28 protein-coding genes, 1 tRNA gene and 1 pseudogene are annotated in these 26,801 nt (G+C 69.3%); 16 read left to right on the forward strand and 14 right to left on the reverse strand.

The window, feature by feature from the left end:
• Positions 1-70: 70 nt before the first annotated feature.
• Positions 71-529: an alpha/beta fold hydrolase gene (locus ABZ624_RS18480; RefSeq protein ID WP_360089423.1), complete on the reverse strand. Its 459-nt coding sequence runs from the start codon at positions 527-529 to the stop codon at positions 71-73.
• Between the two features lie 58 nt (positions 530-587).
• Positions 588-1,046, reverse strand: a complete 459-nt coding sequence (locus ABZ624_RS18485; RefSeq protein WP_360089426.1) for a cupin domain-containing protein — start codon at positions 1,044-1,046, stop codon at positions 588-590.
• Positions 1,047-1,183: 137 nt separating this feature from the next.
• On the opposite strand from ABZ624_RS18485, the gene ABZ624_RS18490 reads away from it, so the two are divergent.
• Entirely contained in the window at positions 1,184-1,798 is a 615-nt protein-coding gene (locus ABZ624_RS18490; protein ID WP_360089429.1) for a TetR/AcrR family transcriptional regulator, read from the forward strand.
• 498 nt (positions 1,799-2,296) lie between these two features.
• Here the strand turns inward: ABZ624_RS18490 and ABZ624_RS18495 are convergent, their stop codons facing one another.
• From ABZ624_RS18495 to ABZ624_RS18515, 5 genes are all read right to left on the reverse strand, one after another.
• Positions 2,297-2,719 carry a PIN domain nuclease gene (locus tag ABZ624_RS18495; RefSeq protein WP_360089432.1) on the reverse strand — a complete coding sequence of 141 codons (423 nt, stop codon included), beginning with the start codon at positions 2,717-2,719 and terminating at the stop codon, positions 2,297-2,299.
• Complete coding sequence (locus tag ABZ624_RS18500) at positions 2,716-2,931, reverse strand: type II toxin-antitoxin system VapB family antitoxin (protein WP_360089435.1); 216 nt, start codon at positions 2,929-2,931, stop codon at positions 2,716-2,718. The genes ABZ624_RS18495 and ABZ624_RS18500 overlap by 4 nt, the downstream gene beginning before the upstream one ends.
• A gap of 127 nt (positions 2,932-3,058) precedes the next feature.
• Positions 3,059-3,934: a hypothetical protein gene (locus ABZ624_RS18505; protein WP_360089438.1), complete on the reverse strand. Its 876-nt coding sequence runs from the start codon at positions 3,932-3,934 to the stop codon at positions 3,059-3,061.
• A gap of 102 nt (positions 3,935-4,036) precedes the next feature.
• On the reverse strand, positions 4,037-4,324 hold the full coding sequence (locus tag ABZ624_RS18510; RefSeq protein ID WP_360089441.1) for a DUF4365 domain-containing protein: 288 nt from the start codon (positions 4,322-4,324) through the stop codon (positions 4,037-4,039).
• Positions 4,325-4,504: 180 nt separating this feature from the next.
• Positions 4,505-4,575, reverse strand: a tRNA-Gly gene (locus ABZ624_RS18515).
• Positions 4,576-4,858: 283 nt separating this feature from the next.
• Between ABZ624_RS18515 and ABZ624_RS18520 the strand changes: the two genes are divergently transcribed.
• The 3 genes from ABZ624_RS18520 to ABZ624_RS18530 all read left to right on the forward strand — a co-directional run bounded on the left by ABZ624_RS18520 (position 4,859) and on the right by ABZ624_RS18530 (position 6,269).
• Positions 4,859-5,020: a hypothetical protein gene (locus ABZ624_RS18520; protein ID WP_360089444.1), complete on the forward strand. Its 162-nt coding sequence runs from the start codon at positions 4,859-4,861 to the stop codon at positions 5,018-5,020.
• Between the two features lie 161 nt (positions 5,021-5,181).
• Complete coding sequence (dcd, locus tag ABZ624_RS18525; protein WP_360089447.1) at positions 5,182-5,757, forward strand: dCTP deaminase; 576 nt, start codon at positions 5,182-5,184, stop codon at positions 5,755-5,757.
• Positions 5,758-5,771: 14 nt separating this feature from the next.
• Positions 5,772-6,269 carry a phosphoribosyltransferase gene (locus ABZ624_RS18530; protein WP_360089450.1) on the forward strand — a complete coding sequence of 166 codons (498 nt, stop codon included), beginning with the start codon at positions 5,772-5,774 and terminating at the stop codon, positions 6,267-6,269.
• Positions 6,270-6,368: 99 nt separating this feature from the next.
• Here ABZ624_RS18530 and ABZ624_RS18535 read toward each other — a convergent pair whose 3' ends face one another.
• The gene (locus ABZ624_RS18535; RefSeq protein WP_360089453.1) at positions 6,369-7,466 is read right to left on the reverse strand and encodes a YIP1 family protein; all 1,098 of its coding nucleotides are present in this window, start codon (positions 7,464-7,466) and stop codon (positions 6,369-6,371) included.
• 184 nt (positions 7,467-7,650) lie between these two features.
• On the opposite strand from ABZ624_RS18535, the gene ABZ624_RS18540 reads away from it, so the two are divergent.
• Entirely contained in the window at positions 7,651-7,974 is a 324-nt protein-coding gene (locus ABZ624_RS18540; protein WP_031172500.1) for an antibiotic biosynthesis monooxygenase, read from the forward strand.
• A gap of 32 nt (positions 7,975-8,006) precedes the next feature.
• Here ABZ624_RS18540 and ABZ624_RS18545 read toward each other — a convergent pair whose 3' ends face one another.
• Positions 8,007-8,150, reverse strand: coding sequence for a hypothetical protein (locus tag ABZ624_RS18545; RefSeq protein WP_360089456.1), 144 nt, complete (start codon positions 8,148-8,150; stop codon positions 8,007-8,009).
• A gap of 162 nt (positions 8,151-8,312) precedes the next feature.
• A complete protein-coding gene (locus tag ABZ624_RS18550) occupies positions 8,313-10,580 on the reverse strand; it encodes a (Fe-S)-binding protein (protein WP_360089459.1) in 2,268 nt (755 codons plus the stop codon).
• 198 nt (positions 10,581-10,778) lie between these two features.
• Between ABZ624_RS18550 and ABZ624_RS18555 the strand changes: the two genes are divergently transcribed.
• The 5 genes from ABZ624_RS18555 (at position 10,779) to ABZ624_RS18575 (ending at position 16,072) form a co-directional block, all read left to right on the forward strand.
• Entirely contained in the window at positions 10,779-11,798 is a 1,020-nt protein-coding gene (locus ABZ624_RS18555; protein ID WP_360089462.1) for an MraY family glycosyltransferase, read from the forward strand.
• Positions 11,799-11,892: 94 nt separating this feature from the next.
• The gene (dnaK, locus tag ABZ624_RS18560) at positions 11,893-13,740 is read left to right on the forward strand and encodes a molecular chaperone DnaK (protein WP_360089465.1); all 1,848 of its coding nucleotides are present in this window, start codon (positions 11,893-11,895) and stop codon (positions 13,738-13,740) included.
• A complete protein-coding gene (grpE, locus tag ABZ624_RS18565; protein WP_360089468.1) occupies positions 13,737-14,408 on the forward strand; it encodes a nucleotide exchange factor GrpE in 672 nt (223 codons plus the stop codon). The genes dnaK and grpE overlap by 4 nt, the downstream gene beginning before the upstream one ends.
• Positions 14,409-14,444: 36 nt before the next feature.
• Positions 14,445-15,617 carry a molecular chaperone DnaJ gene (gene dnaJ / locus ABZ624_RS18570; RefSeq protein ID WP_360089471.1) on the forward strand — a complete coding sequence of 391 codons (1,173 nt, stop codon included), beginning with the start codon at positions 14,445-14,447 and terminating at the stop codon, positions 15,615-15,617.
• A gap of 5 nt (positions 15,618-15,622) precedes the next feature.
• The gene (locus ABZ624_RS18575; RefSeq protein ID WP_360089474.1) at positions 15,623-16,072 is read left to right on the forward strand and encodes a helix-turn-helix domain-containing protein; all 450 of its coding nucleotides are present in this window, start codon (positions 15,623-15,625) and stop codon (positions 16,070-16,072) included.
• Positions 16,073-16,122: 50 nt separating this feature from the next.
• Here ABZ624_RS18575 and ABZ624_RS18580 read toward each other — a convergent pair whose 3' ends face one another.
• Positions 16,123-17,799: a PA14 domain-containing protein gene (locus ABZ624_RS18580; protein WP_360089477.1), complete on the reverse strand. Its 1,677-nt coding sequence runs from the start codon at positions 17,797-17,799 to the stop codon at positions 16,123-16,125.
• A gap of 200 nt (positions 17,800-17,999) precedes the next feature.
• Here ABZ624_RS18580 and lxmJ point away from each other — a divergent pair.
• The 3 genes and pseudogenes from lxmJ to ABZ624_RS18595 form a co-directional block, all read left to right on the forward strand.
• Positions 18,000-18,569: pseudogene (lxmJ, locus tag ABZ624_RS18585) on the forward strand (F420-dependent peptide dehydroalanine reductase LxmJ); the annotation flags it as partial.
• A 255-nt stretch (positions 18,570-18,824) separates the two neighbouring features.
• Positions 18,825-19,931: a substrate-binding domain-containing protein gene (locus tag ABZ624_RS18590; protein ID WP_360089480.1), complete on the forward strand. Its 1,107-nt coding sequence runs from the start codon at positions 18,825-18,827 to the stop codon at positions 19,929-19,931.
• Between the two features lie 188 nt (positions 19,932-20,119).
• Complete coding sequence (locus ABZ624_RS18595; protein ID WP_360089483.1) at positions 20,120-21,166, forward strand: LuxR C-terminal-related transcriptional regulator; 1,047 nt, start codon at positions 20,120-20,122, stop codon at positions 21,164-21,166.
• 63 nt (positions 21,167-21,229) lie between these two features.
• Here the strand turns inward: ABZ624_RS18595 and ABZ624_RS18600 are convergent, their stop codons facing one another.
• Positions 21,230-22,096 carry a helix-turn-helix transcriptional regulator gene (locus ABZ624_RS18600; RefSeq protein ID WP_360089486.1) on the reverse strand — a complete coding sequence of 289 codons (867 nt, stop codon included), beginning with the start codon at positions 22,094-22,096 and terminating at the stop codon, positions 21,230-21,232.
• Between the two features lie 248 nt (positions 22,097-22,344).
• Here ABZ624_RS18600 and ABZ624_RS18605 point away from each other — a divergent pair, with 248 nt between their 5' ends.
• Positions 22,345-22,617, forward strand: a complete 273-nt coding sequence (locus ABZ624_RS18605; RefSeq protein WP_360089489.1) for a hypothetical protein — start codon at positions 22,345-22,347, stop codon at positions 22,615-22,617.
• Positions 22,614-22,949: a hypothetical protein gene (locus ABZ624_RS18610; RefSeq protein ID WP_360089492.1), complete on the forward strand. Its 336-nt coding sequence runs from the start codon at positions 22,614-22,616 to the stop codon at positions 22,947-22,949. The genes ABZ624_RS18605 and ABZ624_RS18610 overlap by 4 nt, the downstream gene beginning before the upstream one ends.
• Positions 22,950-23,106: 157 nt before the next feature.
• Here the strand turns inward: ABZ624_RS18610 and ABZ624_RS18615 are convergent, their stop codons facing one another.
• Positions 23,107-23,499 carry a PPOX class F420-dependent oxidoreductase gene (locus ABZ624_RS18615; protein WP_360089495.1) on the reverse strand — a complete coding sequence of 131 codons (393 nt, stop codon included), beginning with the start codon at positions 23,497-23,499 and terminating at the stop codon, positions 23,107-23,109.
• Positions 23,500-23,614: 115 nt separating this feature from the next.
• Between ABZ624_RS18615 and clpB the strand changes: the two genes are divergently transcribed.
• The gene (clpB, locus tag ABZ624_RS18620) at positions 23,615-26,236 is read left to right on the forward strand and encodes an ATP-dependent chaperone ClpB (RefSeq protein ID WP_360089498.1); all 2,622 of its coding nucleotides are present in this window, start codon (positions 23,615-23,617) and stop codon (positions 26,234-26,236) included.
• 3 nt (positions 26,237-26,239) lie between these two features.
• Here clpB and ABZ624_RS18625 read toward each other — a convergent pair whose 3' ends face one another.
• Positions 26,240-26,698 (reverse strand): hypothetical protein, encoded by a 459-nt coding sequence (locus ABZ624_RS18625; RefSeq protein WP_360089501.1) that lies wholly within the window; start codon positions 26,696-26,698, stop codon positions 26,240-26,242.
• Positions 26,699-26,801: the final 103 nt, after the last annotated feature.

Consider the following 26,801-nt stretch of genomic DNA (forward strand, 5'->3'; position numbering starts at 1 on the left):
CCCGAAAACACCACAGCCACAAGCTCATTGACATCTCGCACACCACACCAACGGCGCCCGTCACCCTTGGTTACCACCGATTACGGGCCAGAGCCAGGGAAAAGGGGTCGGCGACCGGGTGGCCGGGGACATGGATGCCGGCGGCGTTGACGAGGACGACGCTGCTGATCCGGTCACTGCCGAGCAGGGCTGTTTCGGCGGCGATCCAGCCGCCTATGGAGTTGCCGACGACGGTGACGTCCTCCAGGCCGAGTTCCTCCAGCAGTCGTACGTAGACCTGGGCGAGGGTGGGCACGTCGGTCAGCCAGTCGGGCCGGGCGGTCCCGCCGAAGCCGGGGTGGACGGGGGTGACGACCCGCGCCGGCCGTTGCTGGGCGAGGAGCCCGGCGAACCCCGCGACGGTCTGCGGACCGCCGCCGCCGTGCAGGAGCAGGAAGGGGTGACCCTTGCCCCGCTCGTCGACGGTGAAGCTCAGGTCGATGTCGCCGGAGTCGAGGGTGAGGGTGATCGTGCGGGCGGTGCTGGTCATGGAAATCTCCAAGTCGGTTGTCAGCGGCGCGGGTTGACGGGGACTGCTGATGCGGCCGTCATACGTAGTCGGTCGCCGGCACGGTGGCGTACCGGCCCATCACCTGGACGGTCGCCTGCGGGGTCAGCTCCCGGCCGCCGGCGATCATGTCCCGCAGGTCGCGGAAGTACTGCACGTACAGGTCGGGCGTGAAGGTGTTGAGCATCACCGCCGGTTCGTCGCCGAGGTTGGCGAAGGTGTGCGGGGCACCGGGCGGGACCATCGCGAGGGTGCCGGCCGGTGCGACATGTGTCGTCTCCCCGACGGTGAAGTGCACGGTGCCGGAGACCACGTAGAAGCCCTCGTCGTGCTGGGCGTGACGGTGCTGCGGCGGCCCTTCGGTGTGCGGGGGGAGGGTGATCTCGGCCATGCCGAGACGGTGCCCGGTGGTGCTGCCGTCCTCAAGGATGCGGATCTGTGCCGGCCCCAGACGGATCGTCTCGCCGTCGTCCGGGCCTACCACGGAAACCGCGGTCATCGTCATCTCCTTCGTGAGAGTCAGCTCTCACGAAGGAGATTAGAGGGTTGGGCCTCGTCGTGCAAGTGAACTCTCACGACGAGAGCAGTCAGTGATAAGGTGACGGCGGATGGACGGACAAGAAAGGGGACGTACCGGTGGCGACGACGCATACGGAGACCGGCCGCAGCAATCAGAAGAAGCGCACCCGTACGGCGATCGTCGAAGCCGCCCGCGAACTCATCGGCACGGGTGGCGAGGTGACCATGCCCGCCATCGCGCGCGCGGCCCTGGTCTCCGAGGCCACCGCCTACCGCTACTTCCCCGACCTCCCCTCGCTGATCAGCGAGGCCCTGGCCGGCGCCTGGCCGCCCCCCGCCGAGGCGCTCGCACCGGTCGCGGACTCCACCGACCCCGTCGAACGGATCGCCTTCGCCTGCGAGTTCCTGCTGCGCGGCATACTCCTCCGGCAGGGAGCGGTGCGCGCCATGATCGCGGCCACCATCACCCGCCCGGAGACGGCGACCGCCAGGCCCGGGGTCCGCTTTGGGCTGATCGACTTCGCGCTCCTCCCCCTGGAGCACACACTGGGGGTCACGGATCCGGAAGCCCTCGCCCAACTCAAGCGGGACCTCGCCGTGGTCGTCAGTGCAGAAGCCCTCTTCTCCCTCACCGACCTGTGCGGCCTCGGCCCCGACGACGCCATCGCCAGCGCGGTGCACACGGCGACCGCGCTGACGGAAGCCGCACTGCGGACGACTGCGCGAGGGTGAGCCGAGCTCCGGCAGGAGCCGAGACGAGCCCCTGCCGCCAGGCTGACATTTCTCGCACGCCCAGTCAGGTACTGGCGGTGCGGAGGTCTCCGAAGAGTCCCTGAAAATGGACAAGCCCCAGGCCGCTGACCTGGGGCTTCAATCTGGAGCGGGTGACGAGAATCGAACTCGCGCTCTCAGCTTGGGAAGCGACGGCGCTTGGGCGGGTCATATGGCTCTGACGTGCACAGATGCCCTGTGCTCGGGTGGTCGTGCGGGTCGGGTCGTACCGCTGCTGACCGTGGTTGTCCGCTCTTACGGGCACGCTGTGGGCACGGGTCGCGATGACCGGGGGGTAGAGCACGTGTACGAACGGCACCTGCTCGGCTGGGCTCGGTCAGGGGCCCAGTCAGGGAGCGCCTTCGCGCGTGCACAGATCTTCAGGTGAAGCCCGTCTCCGCCGCAAGGCCGATGTCCGCGATTTCCCCCGTCGGAACAGCCGGCGCTCGGCCCCTTGACTCACTTGCCAGCTTCTGGGCCGTACCACTGGAGCGCCTGGCCGGTGACGGCGGCGATGCACTCGAAGTCCCGGTCGCGGTGCAGGAGGGTCAGTCCCTGCAGCTCGGCCGTGGCGGCCACCACTAGGTCGACGGCTCCGGCGCTGCGGTGCTGTCCCCGTTGGGTGAGAATCTCCTGGACTTGCCAGGCGCGGTCGTAGGCGCGGTCGTCGACCGGCACCCAGCCGAAGAGTAGGCGCATGTCCTCGATGCCTTGTGTACGGTCGGCGGCGGAGCGTGCGCTGTAGAAGAACTCCAGCTCGGTGATGGGACAGGTGGCGATGAGCCCGGCGGCTGCCGCTTGGTCCCATCCGTACTGCTCGGCGTCGCCGCGCAGCAGGCGCGCGAGCGCGCTGGTGTCGATCAGGAATTGCGCGGCGTTCACCGGCGGTAGTTCCTCTTGTCCTGGAAGAGGTCCAGGTCGAAGGCGCCCTCTTCGGCCGACGCCCGCAGGCGGGTAAGTGCCAGAGCGCGCCGCCGGTTCTCCAGCACCTCGCGCAGCGCGGTGTTCACCGTCTCCTTCTTAGTACTGGTCCCGAGCGCCTTTGCCACGTCCGCTACCAGCTGGTCGTCGAGGTCGATCACAGTTCGGCTCATCGAATACACCTCCTTGGATATCAACTCCGCCATCGATTATATCCCTATCGATGCGCGGGATTGAGTTCAGGATTCGCCGCTTGGGGCCCAGCGGTCGTGAAGACGGTGCATTGAGGCCGGCGCTGCATCACCCAAGGCTCTTCTCGGAACGGTTCGGCACCGTGGACTCCTGCTCAGGGATGCGCCAGACGATCCTGATCTGTTCGTCGAGGGGGCGTGAGGGGCCGCCGATGTAGATACGGTGGATGAGGTAGTGGACGGCAAGCCGGAATGCCTCTGGTTCGATGTCGTCCATCGTCGTCACCGTTGCCCGGCCGAGTTTGTTCACCTGGCGGACGACACGTGGCTCGCTTTCGAGGGGGCCGAGTTCGGCGACGACCCCCGGTGGGAGTTCACCGTCCTCGCGCAGGGCCAGGATCGAGCGCTGCAGGAGGTCGGGCTCAGCCTCGATTCTGTCGATGATGCGGGCGAGGACGTATGCGTGGAGCACGTCCGCCGCGACGTTGCCGTGTTCCTCGAGCTCCTCGCCTGTGCAGCTCGGGCACCCTTCGCACTCGACGGGTGTGACGAGGTCGTCCTCAGGTCCTTCGTCGGCCTGCCGGGCGGAGAGGAAGCATGAGGCCACCCACATGACTTCGGTTCGGCTCAGCTCCAGGTCTTCGGCGGTCGGCAGGTCGACGTCGCCCCATTCGCGCACGGGACCGCCGCTGTTCGGGTCCTCCGGAGGCGGGATCTCGGAGCGCATCAGGGACTCCAGGCTGACCAGATACGGCTCCCAGTCGCGGGCGCTGAGCAGCAGCGTTGCCAGCGCGTCCCCCGGGCGTTTCCAGAAGATGAGGTCTTCGTCGTAGCCGTTGACGAAGTGCAGGACGTGGTCTTCCGGCGCGAAATCGACTCGGGACATCTCACCGAGGTGGGTGAGGACGGCCTGTCGGCCTCGGTAGCGTCCGACGTAGCGGCGGGCCTGAGTGACGAAGGACGCCATGGTGGTGTCGTTCAGCACCGCGTTCGGGCTGACACCGATGAAGCGTGGCGGATTGAACGGACCGGACCGCCGTAGCTGTTGGGTGGCGTTCGCCCAGTGCAGTTTTGTGGTGTCCGGGTCCTACACCACGCAGTAGACGGGGATGTTCCCGTCCGCCCAGGTGTCGCTGTGGTGGTCGACAGGCACCGCGTAGCCGTTGCCCCGGCGCCAGCTGCCCCCGCCCTTCACCTGGACCTTGATCGTGTCGCTGGTGATCTCGCCATCGTCGGCGAAGGTGACGTAGAAGTCCTCGCTGAAGTCGTTCTGCCCGGATATCTCCTGAACGATGTGGTCGTGCTCTTCGAGTAGAGCGCGCAGCGCGTTCACGGCGGCCTGTCCTACGCGCCGCCCTTTCGGGATCTTCGGCATACCACCCTCTCCGTGGAGCTTCGCCCGCCCCGGGCGGATGCGGGGCGGGTGTCATCCCCGTCACTCTGCCCCACCTCTCTGACACCGGGCATGGGAGGAGAGCGGGATACCGGAGTCGGCCGACTCGGCGTAGCCCGACAACGACAAAGCCCCAGACCGCTGGCCTGGGGCTTCAAGAAGAGCGGGTGACGAGAATCGAACTCGCGCTCTCAGCTTGGGAAGCTGATGTTCTACCATTAAACTACACCCGCGTAAGTACGGACGTGACCCCGCAGAGGGAGCTGGCGTCCGGGCGTTGCTCACTGTACATCATCGCAGACCCCTGGTGCCGAGGCCCTCGGGGTCTGAGTCTGTTTCTGGGGTGGGATCCGGCTGCGGGTGGGGGGAGTTGGGGCGTACGGTGAAGGCTTGGGGAGGGCCCGGGTGGGGCCGGAGTGCCGCCTGGAGAGTCGTCTCTTTGATCCCGTAATGTGGCTTTCGTCGTCAGGGTGGTACGCCCGACGAAGCTCTTGGGGAAGGGACTTAAGGGACTTGATGGAACGCACCGTCGTCCGCTGCGCGGACGGCCACGTCTTCAGCACCGCTTCGTTCCCGATGCAGCAGGCCGATCGGCTCGGCCCCCGCCGGCTCATGAGGTGTCCCCGGTGCGCCCGGCTCCGCAGTGTGGTGCCGGTCGCCCTGGAGAAGCAGCGGTAGGAGCAGCGGTAGGGGGTAGCGGTAGGAGCAGGCAGTAGGAGCAGGCAGTAGGAGCAGGCAGTAGGAGCAGCTGCAGCGACCCGCAGTAGTCGCGCGGTAACACAGGCGCGCGGAGTCGTCACGATTGTCACGGCTCCGCGCGCCTTGCGTATCCTCGCTACGTGCTTCTCTCAGACAAGGACATCCGGGCCGAGATCGACGCCGGGCGGGTACGGATCGATCCCTACGACGAATCCATGGTGCAGCCGTCGAGCATCGACGTGCGGCTGGACCGGTACTTCCGGGTGTTCGAGAACCACCGCTACCCGCACATCGACCCCGCCGTCGAGCAGGCCGATCTGACACGGCTGGTGGAGCCGGAGGGCGACGAGCCGTTCATCCTGCACCCCGGGGAGTTCGTGCTCGCCTCCACGTACGAGGTCATCACGCTGCCTGATGATCTCGCTTCCCGGCTCGAGGGGAAGAGTTCGCTCGGGCGGCTGGGGCTGGTCACGCACTCCACCGCCGGGTTCATCGACCCCGGCTTCAGCGGACACGTCACCCTTGAGCTGTCGAACCTCGCCACGCTGCCGATCAAGCTCTGGCCCGGGATGAAGATCGGCCAGCTGTGCATGTTCCGGCTGACCTCGCCCGCCGAGTCCCCGTACGGCAGCGAGCGCTACGGCTCCCGGTACCAGGGGCAGCGCGGGCCGACCGCCTCGCGGTCCTACGTCAATTTCCATCGGACCCAGGTGTGAGGGCGGCCACAGGCATGAGTGATGTCCGGGAGAATCTGACCTACGACCGGTTCGGCGCCGCCATCCGCGAGCTCGCGCAGACCATCGCCGATGACGGGTACGAGCCGGACATCGTGCTCAGCATCGCGCGGGGCGGTGTGTTCGTCGCCGGCGGGCTCGCCTACGCCCTGGACTGCAAGAACATCCACCTGGTGAACGTCGAGTTCTACACCGGGGTGGGGACGACGCTCGAGATGCCGGTCATGCTCGCGCCCGTCCCCAACGTGATCGACTTCTCCGACAAGAAGGTGCTGATCACCGACGACGTCGCCGACACCGGCAAGACGCTGAAGCTCGTACGCGACTTCTGCCTCGACACCGTCGCCGAGGTGCGCTCCGCGGTGATCTATGAGAAGTCCCACTCCCTCGTGAAATGCGAGTACGTCTGGAAGCGGACCGATGAGTGGATCAACTTTCCGTGGAGCGTCGAGCCGCCCGTCGTGAAGCGGGCCGGACAGGTGCTCGACGCCTAGGGCGTAGGGCGTAGGACGTAGGGCGCTGCGCATACGCAAAGGGCCCCCGGCTGCTTGGCTGTGCCGGGGGCCCTTCGTGTGCGCGAATGACCAGATCGGTCAGAACGTGCCGAGCTTCACGATCGACAGCAGCGCGATCAGCTGGATCGCCGACGCGCCCAGCGCCTTCGGCCAGGGCAGGTCGTGGGAGCGGGAGACCATCAGTGTCAGCAGGGCGCCCGCGCCGATCCAGGTGGCCCAGCCGAGGAGCTGGACGAAGCCGGCATTGCCGCCGAAGAACATGGCGAAGACCAGGCGGGGCGCGTCCGTGAGGGCCGTGATCAGCATGGACAGACCGACCGTCGGCTGCCAGGCGCCGTCGCCGCCGAGCTGGCGGGCCAGCGTGTGGGTGACCACGCCCAGGATGAACAGGCCGAGCACCATCACGACCGCCGTTATCAGCACGATCGGCACCGCGTTGGAGAGCGTGGCGGTGATCGCGTCCTTGCGGGCGCCGTCGAAACCGAAGACGGCCAGCAGGCCGTAGAGGAACGTGGTGATGAGCGCCGGGACCCACATGGTGTAGTCCCGCATGCGCAGGAAGGTCTGGCCGGGGGAGAGGATGATCCCCTTCAGCAGGTCCTTCCAGTGCAGGGGCGGGCCGAGCGGGGCGGCGGGCGCGGCGGCCGAGCCGGCCTGGTAGGTCGCGCCCTGGGTGTAGCCGGCGGCCTCGTCGATCGAGAACGCCTGGGTGTGGCCCGGGTTGTTGGCCGCGTACGGGTCGTGGCCGGAAGCGCCGCCGCCGGGGTAGCCGCCGTCGTCACCGAAGTACTCCGGCCCGTCGTCGGCAGGGCCCGGGTGTCCGTACGCCTGGCCCTGTCGGCCGTACGCCTGGCCCTGTTGCCCGTACGGCTGTCCCTGCTGCGGGTACGACGGCTGCTGCCCCGGCTGCTCCGGGTACGGCCGCCGCGGCGCCTGCGGGTAGCCGTACGAGGGCCCCGAGGGCTGCCCGTACGACGGCCCCGCGGGCTGTCCGTGCTGCGGTCCGGTCCGGCCGTACGACGGTCCCTGCGGCGCCTGCTGTCCTTGGGGGGTGCGGTTGTCCCGGCCCCCGCGTCCGATCCTGAATCCAGCCACGTCATCGAACGTACCTGGTCCCGGAGGGTGACGTGCCGGGCCCGGGCGTCCGGGCCCGGCTTTGCGGCCGACCTGTGACATCCCCTAAGGGACCGTCAGCGACTCGACCAGGGGGTCTTCAGGGTTTGCCCCGGGGAACCGCGCGACCAGCCCCCGCGGAGCGGCACTTGCCCACCGGCCCGCGGGCGGGGTGCCGCCGCGTGTTCGGCGCGCGATGACACCCCTCCCCGGGCCGGACGCGCCGGGTTGGGCCAGGATGGGGGCCATGAGCGTAGTGAAGATCAATGTGCTGACCGTGCCCGCCGAGCAGCGGGAGGTGCTGGAGAAGCGGTTCGCGTCGCGGGCCCACGCGGTGGAGAACTCCGACGGGTTCGAGTGGTTCGAGCTGCTGCGGCCCGTCGAGGGCACCGACACGTACCTCGTGTACACACGCTGGCGGGACGAGGAGTCGTTCCAGGCGTGGATGGAGGGTCCGATGAAGGCCGCGCACCAGGGCGGCGCGGAGGGCGAACGGCCGAAGCCGGCGGCCTCCGGCTCCACCCTGTGGTCCTTCGAGGTGGTCCAGCAGGCGGGACCGAAGAGCGCGTAGCGCCGGGCACTGACAGGCGCTGACAGGCGCCTTCAGGCGTTCGTGCGGGCGAGGTCCAGCTGCGGGAAGGCCACCGGCTCAGGGGCGCGGCCCGCCTGCAGCACGTACGCACCACCCGTCTTCTCGCCCGCCGTGATCTCGGCGACCGACGCCGCGATCTCGGCGGGCTCCGCCACCGCGCAGCCCTCCCCGACCCGACGCCAAGCTCGGCATCAGCGCCTCCGAGGAGACCGACCGCCGGGTGCCGGCCGTAGTGGCGTATCTGAACGGGAACATGTGAACGACGGCGCCCCCTGCCTGTGTGCAGCAGGGGGCGCCGTACGCGGGAGAGCCGGGGGTTACTTCACCGGCTCGGGCTCCGGCTCGCTCTCGGGCTCCGGCTCGCCCGCCGGGTCGACCGGCGTCCTGACGGAGTCGAGGAGCAGCTGGGCGACGTCCACGACCTGGATGGACTCCTTCGCCTTGCCGTCGTTCTTCTTGCCGTTGACCGAGTCGGTCAGCATGACCAGGCAGAACGGGCAGGCGGTGGAGACGATGTCCGGGTTGAGGGAGAGGGCCTCGTCGACGCGCTCGTTGTTGATGCGCTTGCCGATCCGCTCCTCCATCCACATCCGGGCACCACCGGCGCCGCAGCAGAAGCCGCGCTCCTTGTGGCGGTGCATCTCCTCGTTGCGCAGGCCCGGGACCTTGCCGATGATCTCGCGCGGGGGCGTGTAGATCTTGTTGTGGCGGCCCAGGTAGCACGGGTCGTGGTAGGTGATGATGCCCTCGACGGGGGTGACCGGGATCAGCTTGCCCTCGTCCACCAGGTGCTGCAGCAGCTGGGTGTGGTGGATGACCTCGTAGTCGCCGCCGAGCTGCGGGTACTCGTTGCCGAGCGTGTTGAGGCAGTGCGGGCAGGTGGCGACGATCTTCTTCGCGGACTTCGGCTTCACCGTCGAGGGATCGTCCTCGTCCTCGCCGAAGGCCATGTTGAGGGCCGCCACGTTCTCCATGCCGAGCTCCTGGAACAGGGGCTCGTTGCCGAGGCGGCGGGCGGAGTCACCGGTGCACTTCTCGTCGCCGCCCATGATCGCGAACTTGACGCCCGCGATGTGGAGGAGTTCGGCGAAGGCCTTGGTGGTCTTCTTGGCGCGGTCCTCCAGGGCGCCGGCGCAGCCGACCCAGTACAGGTACTCGATCTCGGTGAGGTCCTCGATGTCCTTGCCGACGACCGGGACCTCGAAGTCGACCTCCTTGGTCCACTCCAGGCGCTGCTTCTTGGCCAGGCCCCAGGGGTTGCCCTTCTTCTCCAGGTTCTTGAGCATCGTGCCCGCCTCGGACGGGAACGCGGACTCGATCATCACCTGGTAGCGGCGCATGTCGACGATGTGGTCGACGTGCTCGATGTCCACCGGGCACTGCTCGACGCAGGCGCCGCAGGTGGTGCAGGACCACAGGACGTCCGGGTCGATGACGCCGTTCTCCTCGGCGGTGCCGATCAGCGGGCGCTCGGCCTCGGCGAGCGCGGCGGCGGGGACGTCCTTGAGGGCCTCCTCGGACGCCTTCTCCTCGCCCTCCATGGTCTTGCCGCCGCCGGCCAGCAGGTACGGCGCCTTGGCGTGCGCGTGGTCCCGCAGGGACATGATCAGCAGCTTCGGGGAGAGCGGCTTGCCGGTGTTCCAGGCCGGGCACTGCGACTGGCAGCGGCCGCACTCGGTGCAGGTGGAGAAGTCCAGCAGGCCCTTCCAGGAGAACTGCTCGACCTGGGAGACACCGAAGACGTCGTCCTCGCCGGGGTCGGTGAAGTCGATCGGCTTGCCGCCGCTGGTCATCGGCAGCAGGGCACCCAGGGAGGTCTCACCGGTGGCGTTGCGCTTGAAGAAGATGTTCGGGAACGCCAGGAAGCGGTGCCAGGCCACACCCATGTCCGTCTTCAGGGCGACCGTGATCATCCAGATGAACGAGGTCGCGATCTTCAGGCCGGCGAAGAAGTAGGTGAGGTTCTGCAGCGTGCCGACGCTCAGGCCCTTCAGCCACGCCACGACCGGGTACGAGATGAAGAAGGAGGCCTCGTAGCCGTCCACGTGGTGCTGGGCGCCCTCCAGCGCGTGCAGCATGAAGATGCAGACGCCGACGATGAGGATGACGGCCTCGACGAAGTACGCCTGGCCGAAGTTGGAGCCCGCGAAGCGGGACTTGCGGCCCGGCTTGCGCGGGTGGCTCAGCTGGCGGATGACGATCAGCACCAGGATGCCGAGCGCCGTCATGGTGCCGAGGAACTCGACGAAGACGTTGTACGGCGCCCAGTCGCCGATGACCGGCAGGATCCAGTCCGCCTTGAACAGCTGCCCGATCGCGTTGACGATCGTCAGCAGCAGCGAGAAGAACCCCACTGCCACGAACCAGTGCGCCACACCGACGACGCCCCAGCGGTTCATCCGTGTGTGGCCGAGGAACTCCCTGACCACGGTGAGGGTGCGCTGTGCTGGGTCGTTGGTCCGCGTGCCGGCCGGCACCGACTGGCCCAGCCTCATGAAGTTGTAGATCTGGAGGAGGGCGCGGCCGAACAGTGCCACGCCGACCACGATCAGGACCAGCGACACGATGATCGCGGCGAGTTGCATTGGGGCTCCTGAGGCGGCCTCGAACTGGCTGAGCGACTTACGGGCTACATTACTAAGCGGTAACTTATGCAGTCCGTCTGAGACTACCCCCATCTTCCTGCGGGATGCAGCCGGGCGCGGGGTGATGCGCATCATCCCACGGGTCATCGGATCGTGTTATTCGTACCGAATTGCTACATTCGCCCCTACCTTAGAGCCGTGCTCTACGGGATCGCCGCCGCCACCGCAGCCCTGTTCCTCGCCGCCGTCCTCGCGGCGCTGCTCAGGGTCCCCGCGCTGCGGGCCGGCATCGTCGACCGGCGCCGGCAGCGGCGGCTGCCGCTGCTCGGCGGGCTCGCCGTGGTGGTCGTCACCTGCCTGGTCACCTGGATGGGGCAGTGGACCCGGGTCGCCCCGCTCGGCGACGGGGTCGTCCGCCTGCTGGTCGCCGCCTGCTCGGTCGCCGCGCTGGGGCTGGTCGCGGACGTGTGGCGGCTGCGCGCGCGGGTGCTCGTCGCCGGTACGGCCGTGGCGGCGGCGTGTGTGGTGCCGTACGACGCGACGGGCGTCCTGGGCGGGCTGCTCGCGCTGGTGTGGATCGTCGTGGCCTCCCTGGCCTTCAAGGGGCTCGACCACGCGGACGGGCTGGCCGGCACCGTCGGGGTCGTCACCGCCTTCGGGGCCGGGGCCTGCGCCGCCGCCGAGCTGATGGACGGGCTCGCCGTCCTGCTGAGCGTGTTCGCCGCCGCCCTCACCGGCTTCCTGATGCACAACTGGCACCCCGCGCGGATCGGAATGGGCGCCTGCGGCTCGCTGTTCACCGGGTTCCTGCTGTCGTCGTCCCTCGTCTTCACGCGCGCGGGCTACGACCTGGTGCCGAGCGCGGCGGTGATGTTCTGCCTCGGCGCGGTGGCGATCGCCGACGCGGTCCTCGTGGTCCTCGCCCGGGGGCTGGCCCGGCGTCCGCTGCTGCGGCGCGGCCCCGACCACCTCGCGCACCGGATGCGGCCGCTCGGGCTCACCCCGCCGGGCTCGGTCGTGCTGCTGGGTGCCGGCTCCTTCTCCTCGGTACTCGTCGGGGTGCTCGTGCACACCGGATGGACGGGGGAGGGGGCCGTGCTCTGGGTGGCCGGAACGGCGCTGCTGGTGGTGCTCGTCCTCCTTCGCATGCCTGTCCAGTCGCCTCGGCGCACGGAATCGACGCAGGTCAGAGGCCAGTTGCGTGTAAGGAACGGATAAGACTTGAGTCTTGCCGACTCAGGTCTGTTGACCCATCGCCGGGCGTCATGCACACTTGAGTCCGTTCCACTCAAGTCAGCTGGAGGAATCAACCATGGCACGTGCGGTCGGCATCGACCTGGGCACGACTAACTCCGTCGTCAGCGTTCTGGAGGGCGGCGAGCCCACCGTCATCACCAACGCCGAGGGCGCCAGGACCACGCCGTCCGTCGTCGCCTTCGCCAAGAACGGTGAGGTGCTCGTCGGCGAGGTCGCCAAGCGCCAGGCGGTCACGAACGTGGACCGGACCATCCGCTCGGTGAAGCGCCACATGGGCACCGACTGGAAGATCCAGCTCGACGGCAAGGACTTCAACCCGCAGCAGATCTCCGCGTTCATCCTGCAGAAGCTGAAGCGGGACGCCGAGGCCTACCTGGGCGAGAAGGTGACCGACGCGGTCATCACCGTCCCGGCGTACTTCAACGACTCGGAGCGTCAGGCGACGAAGGAGGCCGGTGAGATCGCCGGTCTGAACGTCCTGCGCATCGTCAACGAGCCGACCGCCGCCGCGCTGGCGTACGGCCTCGACAAGGACGACCAGACGATCCTCGTCTTCGACCTCGGCGGCGGCACCTTCGACGTGTCCCTGCTGGAGATCGGCGACGGCGTCGTCGAGGTGAAGGCCACCAACGGTGACAACCACCTCGGTGGTGACGACTGGGACCAGCGCGTCGTCGACTACCTGGTGCAGCAGTTCAAGTCCGGTCACGGCGTGGACCTCGCCAAGGACAAGATGGCCCTGCAGCGCCTGCGTGAGGCCGCCGAGAAGGCCAAGATCGAGCTGTCCTCCTCCACCGAGACCTCGATCAACCTGCCGTACATCACCGCGTCCGCCGAGGGCCCGCTGCACCTGGACGAGAAGCTCACCCGCGCCCAGTTCCAGCAGCTGACGGCCGACCTGCTGGAGCGCTGCAAGACGCCGTTCCACAACGTCATCAAGGACGCCGGCATCTCCATCAACGAGATCGACCACGTCGTCCTCGTCGGTGGCTCCACCCGCATGCCCGCCGTCGCCGAGCTCGTCAAGGAGCTGACCGGCGGCAAGGAGGCCAACAAGGGTGTGAACCCGGACGAGGTCGTCGCCATCGGCGCCTCGCTCCAGGCCGGTGTCCTCAAGGGCGAGGTCAAGGACGTCCTGCTGCTCGACGTCACCCCGCTGTCCCTCGGTATCGAGACCAAGGGCGGCATCATGACCAAGCTGATCGAGCGCAACACCACGATCCCGACCAAGCGCTCGGAGATCTTCACCACGGCCGAGGACAACCAGCCGTCCGTGCAGATCCAGGTCTACCAGGGCGAGCGCGAGATCGCGGCGTACAACAAGAAGCTCGGCATGTTCGAGCTGACCGGTCTGCCGCCGGCGCCGCGTGGTGTCCCGCAGATCGAGGTGTCCTTCGACATCGACGCCAACGGCATCATGCACGTGACCGCCAAGGACCTGGGCACGGGCAAGGAGCAGAAGATGACCGTCACCGGCGGCTCCTCGCTGCCGAAGGACGAGGTCGACCGCATGCGCCAGGAGGCCGAGCAGTACGCGGAGGAGGACCACCGCCGCCGCGAGGCCGCCGAGACCCGCAACCAGGGCGAGCAGCTCGTCTACCAGACCGAGAAGTTCCTCAAGGACAACGAGGACAAGGTCCCGGGCGAGATCAAGACCGAGGTCGAGGAGGCCGTCGCCGAGCTGAAGGAGAAGCTCAAGGGCGAGGACACCGCCGAGATCCGCACCGCCACCGAGAAGGTCGCGGCCGTCTCGCAGAAGCTGGGCCAGGCCATGTACGCCGACGCCCAGGGCGCGCAGGCCGCCGGCGGTCCGGAGGGTGCCGCCCAGGGCGGCAAGGCCGCTGACGACGACGTCGTCGACGCCGAGATCGTGGACGACGAGCGCAAGGACGGTGCCGCGTGACGGAGGAGACCCCGGGCTTCGAGGAGAAGCCCGACGTCCCCTCCGGCGCCACCCCCGACGACGCCGAGCCGAAGGCCGCCCCCGAGGAGGGGGCGGCCCCGGCCGGGGACGGAAACGAGAGCGTGGGCCTGGTGGCCCAGCTGGACCAGGTGCGCACGGCGCTCGGCGAGCGCACGGCGGACCTGCAGCGCCTCCAGGCCGAGTACCAGAACTACCGCCGCCGGGTCGACCGGGACCGCATCGCGGTCAAGGAGATCGCCATCGCGAACCTCCTGACCGAGCTGCTGCCCGTGCTCGACGACATCGGCCGCGCGCGGGAGCACGGCGAGCTGGTCGGCGGCTTCAAGTCGGTGGCCGAGTCGCTGGAGACCGTCGCGGCCAAGATGGGCCTGCAGCAGTTCGGCAAGGAGGGCGAGCCCTTCGACCCGACCATCCACGAGGCCCTGATGCACTCCTACGCGCCGGACGTCACCGAGACGACCTGCGTGGCGATCCTGCAGCCCGGGTATCGCATCGGCGAGCGCACCATCCGCCCCGCGCGGGTGGCCGTCGCCGAGCCGCAGCCCGGCGCGCAGACCGTCAAGGCCGAGGGCGCCGAGGAGAACACCGAGGCGAAGCAGGCCGGCTCCGCCGACGACAAGGAGAACGGTGGCCCGGAAGAGGGCTGACGTAATCACCGCAGACAGGAAGGAGGGGCGTCGAGGATGAGCACCAAGGACTTCATCGAGAAGGACTACTACAAGGTCCTCGGCGTCCCCAAGGACGCCACCGAGGCCGAGATCAAGAAGGCGTACCGGAAGCTCGCCCGCGAGTTCCACCCGGACGCCAACAAGGGCAACGCCAAGGCCGAGGAGCGCTTCAAGGAGATCTCCGAGGCGAACGACATACTCGGCGACCCCAAGAAGCGCAAGGAGTACGACGAGGCACGCGCCCTGTTCGGCAACGGCGGCTTCCGCCCCGGGCCGGGCGCCGGCGGCTCCTTCAACTTCGACCTGGGCGACCTCTTCGGAGGCGGCGCCCAGAGCGGGGGTTCCGGCGGCTTCGGCGGCGGACTCGGTGACGTCTTCGGGGGCCTGTTCAACCGCGGCGGAGCCACGGGCACCCGCACCCAGCCCCGGCGCGGCCAGGACATCGACACCGAGGTCACCCTGAGCTTCACGGAGGCCATCGAGGGCGCCACGGTGCCGCTGCGGATGTCCTCCCAGGCGCCCTGCAAGGCCTGTTCCGGCACCGGCGACAAGAACGGCACACCGCGTGTGTGCCCGACCTGCGTCGGCACCGGGCAGGTGGCGCGGGGCTCGGGCGGCGGCTTCTCGCTCACCGACCCCTGCCCCGACTGCAAGGGCCGCGGGCTGATCGCCGAGCACCCCTGCATGGAGTGCAAGGGCAGCGGCCGTGCGAAGTCCTCGCGCACGATGCAGGTGCGCATCCCGGCCGGTGTGACCGACGGTCAGCGCATCCGGCTGCGCGGCAAGGGCGCGCCCGGCGAGCGGGGCGGACCGGCGGGCGACCTGTACGTGGTCGTGCACGTCGGCGAGCACCCGGTGTTCGGGCGCAAGGACGACAACCTCACGGTGACCGTCCCTGTGACCTTCACCGAGGCCGCGCTCGGCGGTGAGGTGAGGGTCCCCACCCTGGGCGGCCCGCCCGTCACCCTGAAACTGCCGCCCGGCACGCCCAACGGCCGCACCATGCGCGCCCGCGGCAAGGGCGCGGTCCGCAAGGACGGCACCCGCGGCGACCTCCTGGTCACCGTGGAGGTGCGTGTTCCCAACGACCTGTCGGGGAAGGCTCGTGACGCGCTGGAGGCGTATCGCGAGGCGACCGCGGGCGAGGACCCGCGGGCGGAGCTGTTCGAGGCGGCGAAGGGAGACTGAGAGAGATGGACGGCCGTCGACGTAACCCGTATGAACTGACCGAGGAGACCCCGGTCTACGTCATCTCGGTGGCGGCCCAGCTCTCCGGACTCCACCCGCAGACGCTGCGCCAGTACGACCGGCTGGGACTGGTCTCCCCGGACCGCACCGCGGGCCGGGGCCGCCGTTACTCGGCCCGCGACATCGAACTGCTCCGCCAGGTGCAGCAGTTGTCGCAGGACGAGGGCATCAACCTGGCCGGCATCAAGCGCATCATCGAACTGGAGAACCAGGTCGCCGCCCTGCAGTCCCGCGTCGCGGAGCTGCAGGCGGCCCTGGACGGCGCGGCGGCCGCGATGCAGCAGCGCGAGGCCGCCGTCCACGCCTCCTACCGCCGCGACCTGGTTCCGTACCAGGAGGTCCAGCAGACCAGCGCGCTGGTGGTGTGGCGGCCGAAGCGGCAGCAGCAGGACTGATCCGCAGGCGAGGCGAGAGGGGCCCGGGTTCCGGGCCCCTCTCGCCGTGCTCAGGGGGCGAGGACCGCGTGGGCCGCCCCGGGCGCCGACTCGGTGCCGTCCGCGTGCAGGGCCGTCACCCAGTAGTAGTGGGTGGTGCCGGGCGCGGCGCCGGTGTCCTCGTAGGACGGCTGTGTGGTGGCCGCCAGTTTCTCGTAGGCCTGTGTGTCCGCGTTCCAGCGGTAGACCTGGTAGCCGGTGGCATCGGCCACCGTGTTCCAGTTCAGCCCGACGACTCCCTGTCCCGCGGAGGCGTCCACGTCGAGCGGCGAGCCCTCCGGGGTCGGCACGCTCGGCGTGGTGTCCTGCTCGGTCGCGACCACGATGGCCGGCGAACGGGTCTGCTCGTAGTGGGAGTTCCAGTCGTCGTCCACCGCGTCGACGAACAGGCAGCGCTCCTCGCCGTCCGGGAGGGTGGGGTAGTCGTACGAGGTGGTGCCGGTGCCCAGCCACTCCACCTGGTGGGCCGAGCAGACCTTCTCCTCGTCGTCGCCGAGGAGTTCACCGGCGTAGACGACGTACCGGGCGAGGTCCGGTGTCGGGTCGGCGTCCCACCGAAGGTGGAAGCCGTACCCGGTGGGGGTGACCGTCAGCCCGGTGACCGCGGACGGCGGGGTCCGGTCCAGGTGCACCCCGCTGACCGTGTCCGACCGTCCGGACTCGTTGCCGGCGGCGTCGACGGCCGTGACGCGGTAGTAGTACCGCGCGCCCTCGCTGCCGGACGTGTCGAGGTGGGACGGCCGGCCGGTGGTGGCGATGCGGGTGTAGGCGCCGTCGGCGCTCGTGGCGCGGTAGACGCGGTACGAGGCCGCGTCCGCGGGCGCGTTCCACACGAGGCTCACGCCGTCGCCGCCGCTGCTGCCTCTCACGCCGGTGGGCACGGCGGGTGCGGTGCGGTCGACGGTGGTCACGGGCTGGTCCGTCGTACCCGCCGACTCGTTGCCGGCGCGGTCGTAGGCGCGGACCTCGTAGGAGTAGGTCGCGCCCGACTGCGGGAGGCTGCCGTCGGTGTACGACGCCGAGGTGGTCGTCGCGAGGGGTGTGGCGCCGAACGACGTGCCCTTCAGACGCCGGTAGACGCGGTACCCCGCGAGGTCCATCTCCTTGTTGGCGGCCCAGGTGAGCTTCGCCCTGCCGGTCGTGGCGTCGTAGGAGACCGAAGTCCCCGTCGGCACGAGGGGCTTGACCGTGTCGACGGTGGCCGAGAGCCGCGGCAGATACGCGAAGGAGACGACGGCGGTGCCGGTCCAGTTGACGTAGTCGATGCGGAGGGTGTGCTTGCCGGAGGGGACGGTGACGTTGACCGTTTTCTTCTGTGTGGTGGAGACGTTCTTCCACAGGTCGATCTTCCGGGTGCCGTCGAGGTAGACCCGGATGCCGTCCTGGGCGGTCGCGGCGAAGGAGAAGGGGCCGCCGGAGCCGAAGTCGCGGGTGACGGTCCAGCGGACGCCGAAGGCGTCCTTCGGCAGGCCGGTGGCGGGGGCGCCGCTCCAGGTCCGGTCGACGGCGCTGTCGCAGTCCGTCTTCTTCGGCGTGCCGGAGAACGTGGTGTTCGCGTAGAACGTCCGCTGGTACACCGGCGAGGTGCACGAGGTCGCGGCGGACGCGGGGGCGGCGACCGCGCTCAGCAGAGCGCCGGTGCTCGCGAGCACGACGGCTGTCGAGGTCGCGCGTCTGGCTGGGTTCATTCGGTTCTCTCGTCGAGTCGGGAGGCGGCATACGGCTGGCGATGATCACGACTCGCGGACAAGGAGGTTGGTTGTACTGGTCTTTGCCCACCCTTGAACTCATCGTGGGGCCGGGTCGCCGGCTGGCATGAACGTGTCCCGGGTGTGCAGCCGGGCCCGCCCCGGCGGCCACCGCACTGATCAGGGTGGCCGCCCGGCTGCCGGCGGGCCCGCACGCTCCGGTGGAGGTCGGCGCCGGGGTGCTGCGGCCCGCGATGGCCCGCACGGCGGGCGCGACCGCGGACGTGGCGATCACCTGGATGACCCCGTCCGGCTACCTGAGGAACACCCTCGTACCGGCGTTGGCGGAAGGAGCCGCCGCGGCGGGACGGGCCGTGCCCCCGCGGATCGCGACCGCCGTGCACGTGGCGGTCCGCCGTCCGGGCCGCGACCCGCGCCGGCTGGCCCGCCTCGCCGCCCAGGACCATCTCGGCGCCCCGCGCTAGGCCGACATGCTGCGCCGGGCGGGCGTGGACGTCGGCGGGTCCGACCCGGCGTCCGCACTGCTGCGTGCCGGGGTCGTCGTGGTCGGCAGCCCGGAGGAGATCGCGGCGGCGCCGGCCGGGTACGGGGCCGCCGGGGTCGACGAGGTCCTGCTCAACCCCGCGGCGGTCCTGCTCACCGAGGGCGTGGCGGCGGCGGTCGCGGACCTGGAGGAGATCGTGGCGGCCTGTGGCTCCGGCGGACCGGGCCGCATGGATGCGAAGGCGGATGCGGATGCGAATGGCTGAGTCTGTTCGGTCGTCTGACCGAATCGATTCTCTTGCCGTCTCCTTTGCCGTCTCCTGAACGCCCCTTGGGTGAAGGGTCCGTAAAGAGTGTTTGGAGGGGATTCCGTTCACCCTTCACGGCGTCAGCTGAGCGTGATGTTGCGGACTCGTTAAGTAGTTCCGCTTGACGCCGGGTGTGGCCGCCGCGTTGTCTTTTCAGACACCTGGGTCGTATAGCTGCCCTACGTCCGGAACGCACCTGAAGTGAGCCCCCGAATGCGTCGTATCGCCATATCCGTGGCCGCATCCACGATGACCCTCTCGCTCGCCGGATGCGGCGTGCTGGACGCGACGGGGGGCGGCGCGAACGCGAGCCCGAGCAAGGGCAACGACATGACGGTGGGCCTGCTGCTGCCGGAGAAGGCGAACACCCGCTACGACAAGTTCGACTACCCCATCATCAGGGACAAGGTCGCCGAACTCACCGGGAAGCGGGGCAAGGTCGAGTACGACAACGCCGACGCGGACGCCTCCCGGCAGGCCTCGCAGCTGCAGAAGATGATCGACGACAAGGTCGACATCATCCTGCTCGACGCCGTCGACTCGCACGCCGTCGCCGCCGGGGTGAAGAAGGCCAAGGACGCGGGCATCCCGGTCATCGCCTACGACCGTCTCGCCGAGGGCCCGATCGACGCCTACGTCTCCTTCGACAACGAGCTCGTCGGCGAGGTGCAGGGCCGCACCCTGCTGGAGGCCCTCGGGCCGAACACCGGCATCTCCGACAAGATCGTCATGGTGAACGGCTCGCCCACCGACCCGAACGCCAAGCAGTTCAAGCAGGGCGCGCTCTCCGAGCTGAACGGCAAGGTGACGATCGCGGAGTCGTACGACACCACGGACTGGAAGCCGGAGCTCGCCGACACCGAGATGGCCAGGGCCATCAGCGCGATCGGCAAGAACAACATCGCCGGTGTCTACGCCGCCAACGACGGCATGGCGGGCGGTGTCATCAAGGCTCTCAAGGCGGCCGGCGTCACGAACCTGCCCCCGGTCACCGGCCAGGACGCCGAACTCGACGCGGTCCAGCGGATCGTGGCCGGCGAGCAGTACATGAGCGTCTACAAGGCCTACCCGGACGAGGCCGATGCCGCGGCGCAGATGGCCGTCGCCAAGGTCCAGGGCAAGGACATCCAGTTCGACGCGCTCACCCAGGACAAGGTCGACAGCCCCACCGCCAAGAACATCCCGGCCAAGCTGATCCAGCCGACCGCCCTGACCAAGCACACCATCAAGTCCACGGTCGTCGCGGACGGCATCTACTCGGTGGACGACATCTGCACCCCCAAGTACAAGGCGGCCTGCGCGGTGATCGGCCTGAAGTAGCGTCACGCCGCCCCCGCGGGTGTGATGGGCCGCCATCTTGGTGCAATGCGAGGGGCGGGGCCTGGCCGATAACCGGACATAACCGCGTTTTACGGTGGGCCTGTTGGGCGGAGCCGTGTTGCGGACCCGGTCGACGCCGCGCATAGTTGCGCTGCGGAAGTGGCAGCACACCGGGGGTGAAATGGGCGATGGCCGGGCGTGGGGCGGAGGAGCATCCACACGGCGCCGACCGACTGTGCGCGGCCGGGGACCGGGTGTATTCCCGTGCCGTACGCCGCGGGCGGGTGCCGCGCACCGATGCCGAAACGGTGCCCTGCCTGCTGGAGCTGGCGCTGCTGCACCCGGACCCCGACGACATGGACTGGCTGGTGCCGACCTCCCCGCAGGAGGTCATGACCAGGCTGCTGCGCGGGGTCTACGACGAGGTCAGTGAGAGCCAGCGGCGGGTGGGCTCGGCGGTGGCCGCCTTCGAGTGGTACGCGGGCCTCGGACGGCAGCTGGGCACCCTGGCCGCACCGGCCGAGGGCAGCGCGATCCGGGTGCTGGACGGGCTGTCCCGGATCCAGGCCGCGATGGACGAGGCGACCGAGGCGTGCACGACGGAGGTGCTCACCGTGCAGCCCGGCGGCATCCGCCGGGAGGCCGAGCTGACCGAGGGGCTGCACCGGGCGCTGGCGCTGCGCGGCCGGGGCGTGCGCATGCGCGACCTGTACACGCACGTGGCCCGGCACGGGCAGGGGCTGCTCAACTACCTGGAGCTGATGGGCGACACGGTCGAGGCCCGCACCCTGGACGAGGTGATCGACCGTCTGATCCTCTTCGACCGCACGGTGGCCTTCATCCCCGCCAACACCGACCGCACGATGGCCCTGGAACTGCGCCACCCGGCCCTGGTCGAATACCTGGTCACGGTCTTCGAACGCCTCTGGCGGCTCGCCATCCCGCTCACCGCCCCCCTCCCCGACACCGGCATCGAGGGCATCTCGCACCGCGAGCAGTCCATCGCCGCGCTGCTCGCCGAGGGCCACCAGGACGCGGTGATCGCCGAGCGGCTCGGCATCAGCGTGCGCACCTGCCGCGCCCACATCGCACGCCTGTCGGAGACCCTCGGTGCGGCCAGCCGCACCCAACTGGGCGTCCGGATCGCCCAGGTCGGCCTGGACGGCCACCGCAGCCCCGGTCCGCCGGCCGGCGCGCTCACGGCTCCTGACCAGGAGTCCCCGAGCGTGCGATGAGACAGCCGAGCCGGGCTCAGGGAACCGCCTCCGCACGGCTGGTAGGTCCTTCACGCTCGCCCGTCACCGCTCACCACCCGATGAGGTGTCCTTGTCCAGCAGTCCGGACTGCGCGATGAGAAAGCCGAGCTGGGCGCGGCTGCCGCTGCCGAGGGCTGAGGCCAGCTTGGCGATGTGGGCCCGGCAGGTGCGGACGTTCATCCCGAGGCGGCGGGCTATGGCCTCGTCCACGTGACCCTCCACCAGGAGCTTGGCGATGGAGTGCTGGATCTCCGGGATGCCGTCGGGGGCGGTTTCGTAGGGGGCGCCGGCGCTCAGCGGGACCGCGCGGGTCCACATGAACTCGAAGACCTTGATCAGATAGCGGACGAGACCCGGATGCCGGAGTTCGAGGGCGATCTCCCCGTCGTCGCGGGTCGGGATGAAGGCCACGGTCTCGTCGCAGATGATCAGCCGCTCGACGAGTTCGTCGATGGTGCGGTACTCCACCTTGCCGTCGGTGAACTGGGCCACGTACGCCAGCGTCTCGGGGCTGTAGCGGGCCGGATGCTGGTAGAGGGTGCGTATGCGGCAGCCGCGTTCGATCAGCGGCCTGTCGCGTTCCAGCGCCTTGGTGAGGGTGTGTTCGAGCCGTCGGCGGCTCGGCTGGACGGTGAGCATCTCGGTCTGGCACTGGGTGGTGGCCAGATCGAGCGCTGCATTGATCCGGTCGATGCCCTCCAGCACGGTGATCGAGTGAGTGGTGGCCGTGGGCTGGGCACTGATGCTCATGAACGGCTCGAATGCATCGGCCAGTTCGATCGACTGCCGTCTGCGGTGTGTGATCTCTTGCTCGATGGGGGTGAGCCGCTGGGCCAGGGCGATCGACGGCGGCACCGGACGCAGCCAGTTCGGGTCGTCGGGGTCGGGATGGAGAAGGGCGAACTCCATCAAACACGGCGCCGGTTCCGCATCCGCACGGGCTAGGCGTCCCGTCCGGAGAGCGTTCCCGTAAAGGCGGCGCCCTTCCTCGCACAGGTCGGTCAGCCCGTGGGGATGTGTCCGCTTAGTCTCATTTATCGCCAAATCTCCACCCCCCAGGGTCCTGAACGTGCAGGAACATGATGCATCGTTTGTGTGGCCATGACGTGCCGGAATGGGCCATCGTCGTATTCGGACGGGGGAGAGGTGACCTTCACATGAGGACGAAGCCGACTATGCGTAAGAAAATGCTTCGCTCGGCGCTTGTCGCCGCCTTCTCCGCCGTATTGGCCTTCGGGGCGCTGACCGGCCACGCGGGGACGAAGAGTGATGTCGCGCAGGACAGCAGCTGGCTCACCGCTGCTGCCGGTTCCGGTGACAGCAGTTGGGTGATCGCGGCGTCCGATGTGCCGGGTGACAGTTCATGGGTCGCTCCCAAGGACAGTTCGTGGGTCGCCCCCAGCGACAGCAGCTGGATCGTGCAGTCATGACCACTCCACCCGACGACCGCTCCTTCCGTCGCGAAATGGCCACGGCCTACCGCTCCGGCTGGCACTTCATCGACCTGGTCACCGCCATCCCCCACAGTGGTGACTCGTTGATGGTGACCGTGTTCGGGGAGCCGGTCGTCGTCACCCGGGACGACGACGAGGACGTGCGGGCGTACCGGTGCCTGCGCAAGCCGCGCGGCGCGCCCCAGCCGGTGCGGTGTGCCATCCGGTACGGAATGATCTTTGTGAACCTCGACCAGCGGGACCACCGGCTCGCCGAGCCGACGGACCAGGAGCTCAGCACCATCTCAGCCACCCCCCGCAGTGCCTGACGCGATTCCCCCGTCGTAAAAGATCGCTCAGGTGCTTCCCCCCGCAGCGGCGTCACCGTGACCTGAACACGGTGACGCCGCTGCAGTTTTTTGTGGATATTCACCGCTATTTCGCGTATGAGACCGCTGCCAGGGTGGCTGAAAGTTTTCGGCTGCCTCAGCCGTTCCCCAAGGCGCGTTCCACCTCTATCTCGATCACCACGCGTGCCGGATTCGGCCCGGGCGTCCGCTCGTAGCGCTCGGCGTACCGCCGCACCGCCTCCGCGACCCGTTCCGGTTCCGTCCGTACCCGTGCGCGCCCTTCCAGCGTGGCCCAGCGCCGGCCGTCCACCTGGCACACCGCCACCCGGGCGCCCCCGGACCCGGCCGCGTTCACATGTCTCACCTTCGCGCTGGTCCCGTTGGTGATCACCCTGGCCAGTCCGGACTCCGCGTCGTACGTCACCCCCACCGGCACCACGTGCGGGCTGCCGTCGGGCCGCAGGGTCGTCAGTGTGCACAGGTGGCGTTCCCGCCAGAACTCCAGGTACTGCTCAGAGGGCTTCACCATGCCCCGCAACCTAGCCCCCGCAGGCCTTGCCGCCCGCCTTGAGCGGAATAGACTCAACTTTGTGTACGCTGGTTAAGTCAGCAGTGGAGAGTGGCCGAAGAGGAGAACGGACAACGTGGACGCCGAGCTGACCAACAGGAGCCGGGACGCGATCAACGCGGCCAGCAACCGCGCCGTGACCGAGGGGCACCCGGACCTCACGCCTGCGCACCTGCTCCTCGCGCTGCTCGCGGGGCAGGAGAACGAGAACATCACCGACCTGCTCGCGGCCGTGGAGGCCGACCAGGCCGCCGTACGCGCGGGCGCCGAGAAGGTCCTGGCCGCCCTGCCCAGCGTGACCGGATCGACCGTCGCGCCCCCGCAGCCCAACCGCGAGCTGCTGGCCGTCATCGCGGACGCCACCGAGCGCGCCAAGGCGCTCGGCGACGAGTACCTGTCCACCGAGCACCTGCTCATCGGCATCGCCGCGAAGGGCGGCGCGGCCGGGGACGTGCTCAAGAGGCAGGGCGCCGATGCGAAGAAGCTGCAGGAGGCCTTCCAGAAGGCCAGGGGAGGACGCCGCGTGACCACCGCCGACCCCGAGGGCCAGTACAAGGCCCTGGAGAAGTTCGGCACCGACTTCACCGCCGCCGCCCGCGAGGGCCGGCTGGACCCGGTCATCGGCCGGGACCAGGAGATCCGGCGGGTCGTGCAGGTGCTGAGCCGCCGTACGAAGAACAACCCCGTCCTCATCGGCGAGCCCGGCGTCGGCAAGACCGCCGTGGTCGAGGGGCTCGCCCAGCGGATCGTCAAGGGCGACGTGCCCGAGTCGCTGAAGGACAAGCGGCTCGTCGCGCTCGACCTCGGCGCGATGGTGGCCGGGGCCAAGTACCGCGGCGAGTTCGAGGAGCGGCTGAAGGCCGTCCTCGCCGAGATCAAGGACTCCGACGGGCAGATCATCACCTTCATCGACGAGCTGCACACCGTCGTCGGCGCGGGGGCCGGCGGCGACTCCGCCATGGACGCCGGCAACATGCTCAAGCCCATGCTGGCCCGCGGCGAGCTGCGCATGGTCGGCGCCACCACCCTGGACGAGTACCGGGAGCGGATCGAGAAGGACCCCGCCCTGGAGCGTCGCTTCCAGCAGGTGATGGTCACCGAGCCCACGGTGGAGGACACGATCGCGATCCTCCGCGGTCTGAAGGGCCGCTACGAGGCCCACCACAAGGTGCAGATCGCGGACTCGGCGCTGGTGGCGGCGGCCACCCTCTCCGACCGCTACATCACCTCCCGCTTCCTCCCCGACAAGGCCATCGACCTCGTCGACGAGTCCGCCTCCCGCCTGCGCATGGAGATCGACTCCTCGCCCGTCGAGATCGACGAACTCCAGCGCGCCGTGGACCGGCTGAAGATGGAGGAGCTGGCGATCGGCAAGGAGACCGACCCCGCCTCCCTCGCCCGCCTGGAGAAGCTGCGCCGCGACCTCGCCGACAAGGAGGAGGAGCTGCGCGGCCTGACCGCCCGCTGGGAGAAGGAGAAGCAGTCCCTCAACCGGGTCGGTGAGCTGAAGGAGAAGCTGGACGACCTGCGCGGCCAGGCCGAACGCGCCCAGCGCGACGGCGACTTCGACACCGCCGCCAAGCTGCTCTACGGCGAGATCCCGCAGCTGGAGAAGGAGCTGGAGGCCGCCTCCGAGGCCGAGGAGGAGGTCGCCAGGGACACGATGGTGAAGGACGAGGTCGGCGCCGACGACATCGCCGACGTCGTCGCCGCCTGGACCGGCATCCCCGCCGGCCGCCTGCTGGAGGGCGAGACGCAGAAACTGCTGCGCATGGAGGACGAGCTGGGCAAGCGGCTCATCGGCCAGACCGAGGCCGTACGGGCGGTCAGCGACGCCGTACGACGCTCGCGCGCCGGTATTGCCGACCCCGACCGCCCCACCGGCTCCTTCCTCTTCCTCGGCCCGACCGGTGTCGGCAAGACGGAACTCGCCAAGGCGCTCGCCGACTTCCTCTTCGACGACGAGCGGGCCATGGTCCGCATCGACATGTCGGAGTACGGCGAGAAGCACAGCGTGGCCCGGCTGGTCGGCGCACCCCCCGGGTACGTCGGCTACGAGGAGGGCGGCCAGCTGACCGAGGCGGTGCGCCGCCGTCCGTACAGCGTGATCCTCCTGGACGAGGTGGAGAAGGCCCACCCCGAGGTCTTCGACATCCTGCTCCAGGTGCTGGACGACGGCCGGCTGACGGACGGCCAGGGCCGTACGGTCGACTTCCGCAACACCATCCTGGTGCTCACCTCCAACCTCGGCAGCCAGTTCCTGGTCGACCCGCTGACGAGCGAGCAGGAGAAGAAGGAACAGGTCCTGGAGGTGGTCCGGACGTCCTTCAAGCCCGAGTTCCTCAACCGGCTCGACGACCTGGTGGTCTTCTCGGCCCTGACCAAGCCCGAGCTGGAGCGGATCGCGCAGCTCCAGATCGCCCGGCTGGCCAGGCGGCTCGCCGAGCGCCGGCTCACCCTGGACGTCACGCCCGAGGCGCTGGCCTGGCTGGCGGAGGAGGGCCTGGACCCGGCCTACGGCGCCCGCCCGCTGCGCCGCCTCGTCCAGACGGCCATCGGCGACCGCCTCGCCAAGGAGATCCTCTCCGGCGAGGTCAAGGACGGCGACACGGTCCGCGTCGACCGCTTCGGCGAGGGGCTGCTGGTGGGCCCGGCCACGGGCAAGACGGAGGGGAAGACGTCGGGGAAGACGCTGTGACGCTCACGTGGTGAACGCCGAGAACCGTACGAGGGCCCGGTCCGGGCCCTCGTACGTCACGTCGATGTCCGCTGCTTCGGCGCCGAAGCCGGGGTCCGACCTGCCCGGGACGTCGCCGGCGTAGTGCGCGAAGCCCTCGTTGAAGCTGAGGTTCAGACACAGGTCGACGGAGTCCGGGTAGCAGTGCTGCTCCTTCGGCTCCGGCGCGTCCGGATAGGTGGCCTTCAGCCAGTCGTGCACACCGTCCCGCGGCATCCGGAACCGGGCCACATAGTCGGTGTCCAGCCAGGTCTGCACCGTGCACTCGGCGTCGTACGCCCCGTCCGGCAGTTTCGCCCCGCCGAAGGCGAGCGCCTCGGCGCACGAGGCCTTCTCCGGAGCCCCGCCCATCGGGTGGTCCGACGTCGCGAAATCCACCACCATCACGGCCAGCCCGCCCAGAATCAGCGCGACTGGTGCCAAGATCGCTGCGACAAGCCCCCACCTGGTCCGTCTGCGCCCCGCCGCCCGTGTCACCTGCTCTCCCGTCCGCCCGGCAGCCGGAATCATGTCAGCCCACGGCTGA

Source organism: Streptomyces sp. NPDC007205 (assembly GCF_040634095.1).
Lineage (GTDB): Bacteria > Actinomycetota > Actinomycetes > Streptomycetales > Streptomycetaceae > Streptomyces.

Coding starts and splice junctions, on each gene's coding strand:
- ABZ624_RS18530 (WP_360089450.1), top strand. CDS start 5,772: ATGAGTGATGTCCGGGAGAATCTGACCTACGACCGGTTCGGCGCCGCC.
- ABZ624_RS18580 (WP_360089477.1), bottom strand. CDS start 17,799: ATGAACCCAGCCAGACGCGCGACCTCGACAGCCGTCGTGCTCGCGAGC.
- ABZ624_RS18575 (WP_360089474.1), top strand. CDS start 15,623: ATGGACGGCCGTCGACGTAACCCGTATGAACTGACCGAGGAGACCCCG.
- ABZ624_RS18510 (WP_360089441.1), bottom strand. CDS start 4,324: ATGCCGAAGATCCCGAAAGGGCGGCGCGTAGGACAGGCCGCCGTGAAC.
- ABZ624_RS18485 (WP_360089426.1), bottom strand. CDS start 1,046: ATGACCGCGGTTTCCGTGGTAGGCCCGGACGACGGCGAGACGATCCGT.
- ABZ624_RS18610 (WP_360089492.1), top strand. CDS start 22,614: ATGACCACTCCACCCGACGACCGCTCCTTCCGTCGCGAAATGGCCACG.
- ABZ624_RS18480 (WP_360089423.1), bottom strand. CDS start 529: ATGACCAGCACCGCCCGCACGATCACCCTCACCCTCGACTCCGGCGAC.
- ABZ624_RS18500 (WP_360089435.1), bottom strand. CDS start 2,931: ATGAGCCGAACTGTGATCGACCTCGACGACCAGCTGGTAGCGGACGTG.
- ABZ624_RS18605 (WP_360089489.1), top strand. CDS start 22,345: ATGAGGACGAAGCCGACTATGCGTAAGAAAATGCTTCGCTCGGCGCTT.
- dnaJ (WP_360089471.1), top strand. CDS start 14,445: ATGAGCACCAAGGACTTCATCGAGAAGGACTACTACAAGGTCCTCGGC.
- ABZ624_RS18595 (WP_360089483.1), top strand. CDS start 20,120: ATGGCCGGGCGTGGGGCGGAGGAGCATCCACACGGCGCCGACCGACTG.
- ABZ624_RS18540 (WP_031172500.1), top strand. CDS start 7,651: ATGAGCGTAGTGAAGATCAATGTGCTGACCGTGCCCGCCGAGCAGCGG.
- ABZ624_RS18535 (WP_360089453.1), bottom strand. CDS start 7,466: ATGTCACAGGTCGGCCGCAAAGCCGGGCCCGGACGCCCGGGCCCGGCA.
- dnaK (WP_360089465.1), top strand. CDS start 11,893: ATGGCACGTGCGGTCGGCATCGACCTGGGCACGACTAACTCCGTCGTC.
- ABZ624_RS18590 (WP_360089480.1), top strand. CDS start 18,825: ATGCGTCGTATCGCCATATCCGTGGCCGCATCCACGATGACCCTCTCG.
- ABZ624_RS18615 (WP_360089495.1), bottom strand. CDS start 23,499: ATGGTGAAGCCCTCTGAGCAGTACCTGGAGTTCTGGCGGGAACGCCAC.
- ABZ624_RS18600 (WP_360089486.1), bottom strand. CDS start 22,096: ATGGAGTTCGCCCTTCTCCATCCCGACCCCGACGACCCGAACTGGCTG.
- ABZ624_RS18520 (WP_360089444.1), top strand. CDS start 4,859: ATGGAACGCACCGTCGTCCGCTGCGCGGACGGCCACGTCTTCAGCACC.
- ABZ624_RS18550 (WP_360089459.1), bottom strand. CDS start 10,580: ATGCAACTCGCCGCGATCATCGTGTCGCTGGTCCTGATCGTGGTCGGC.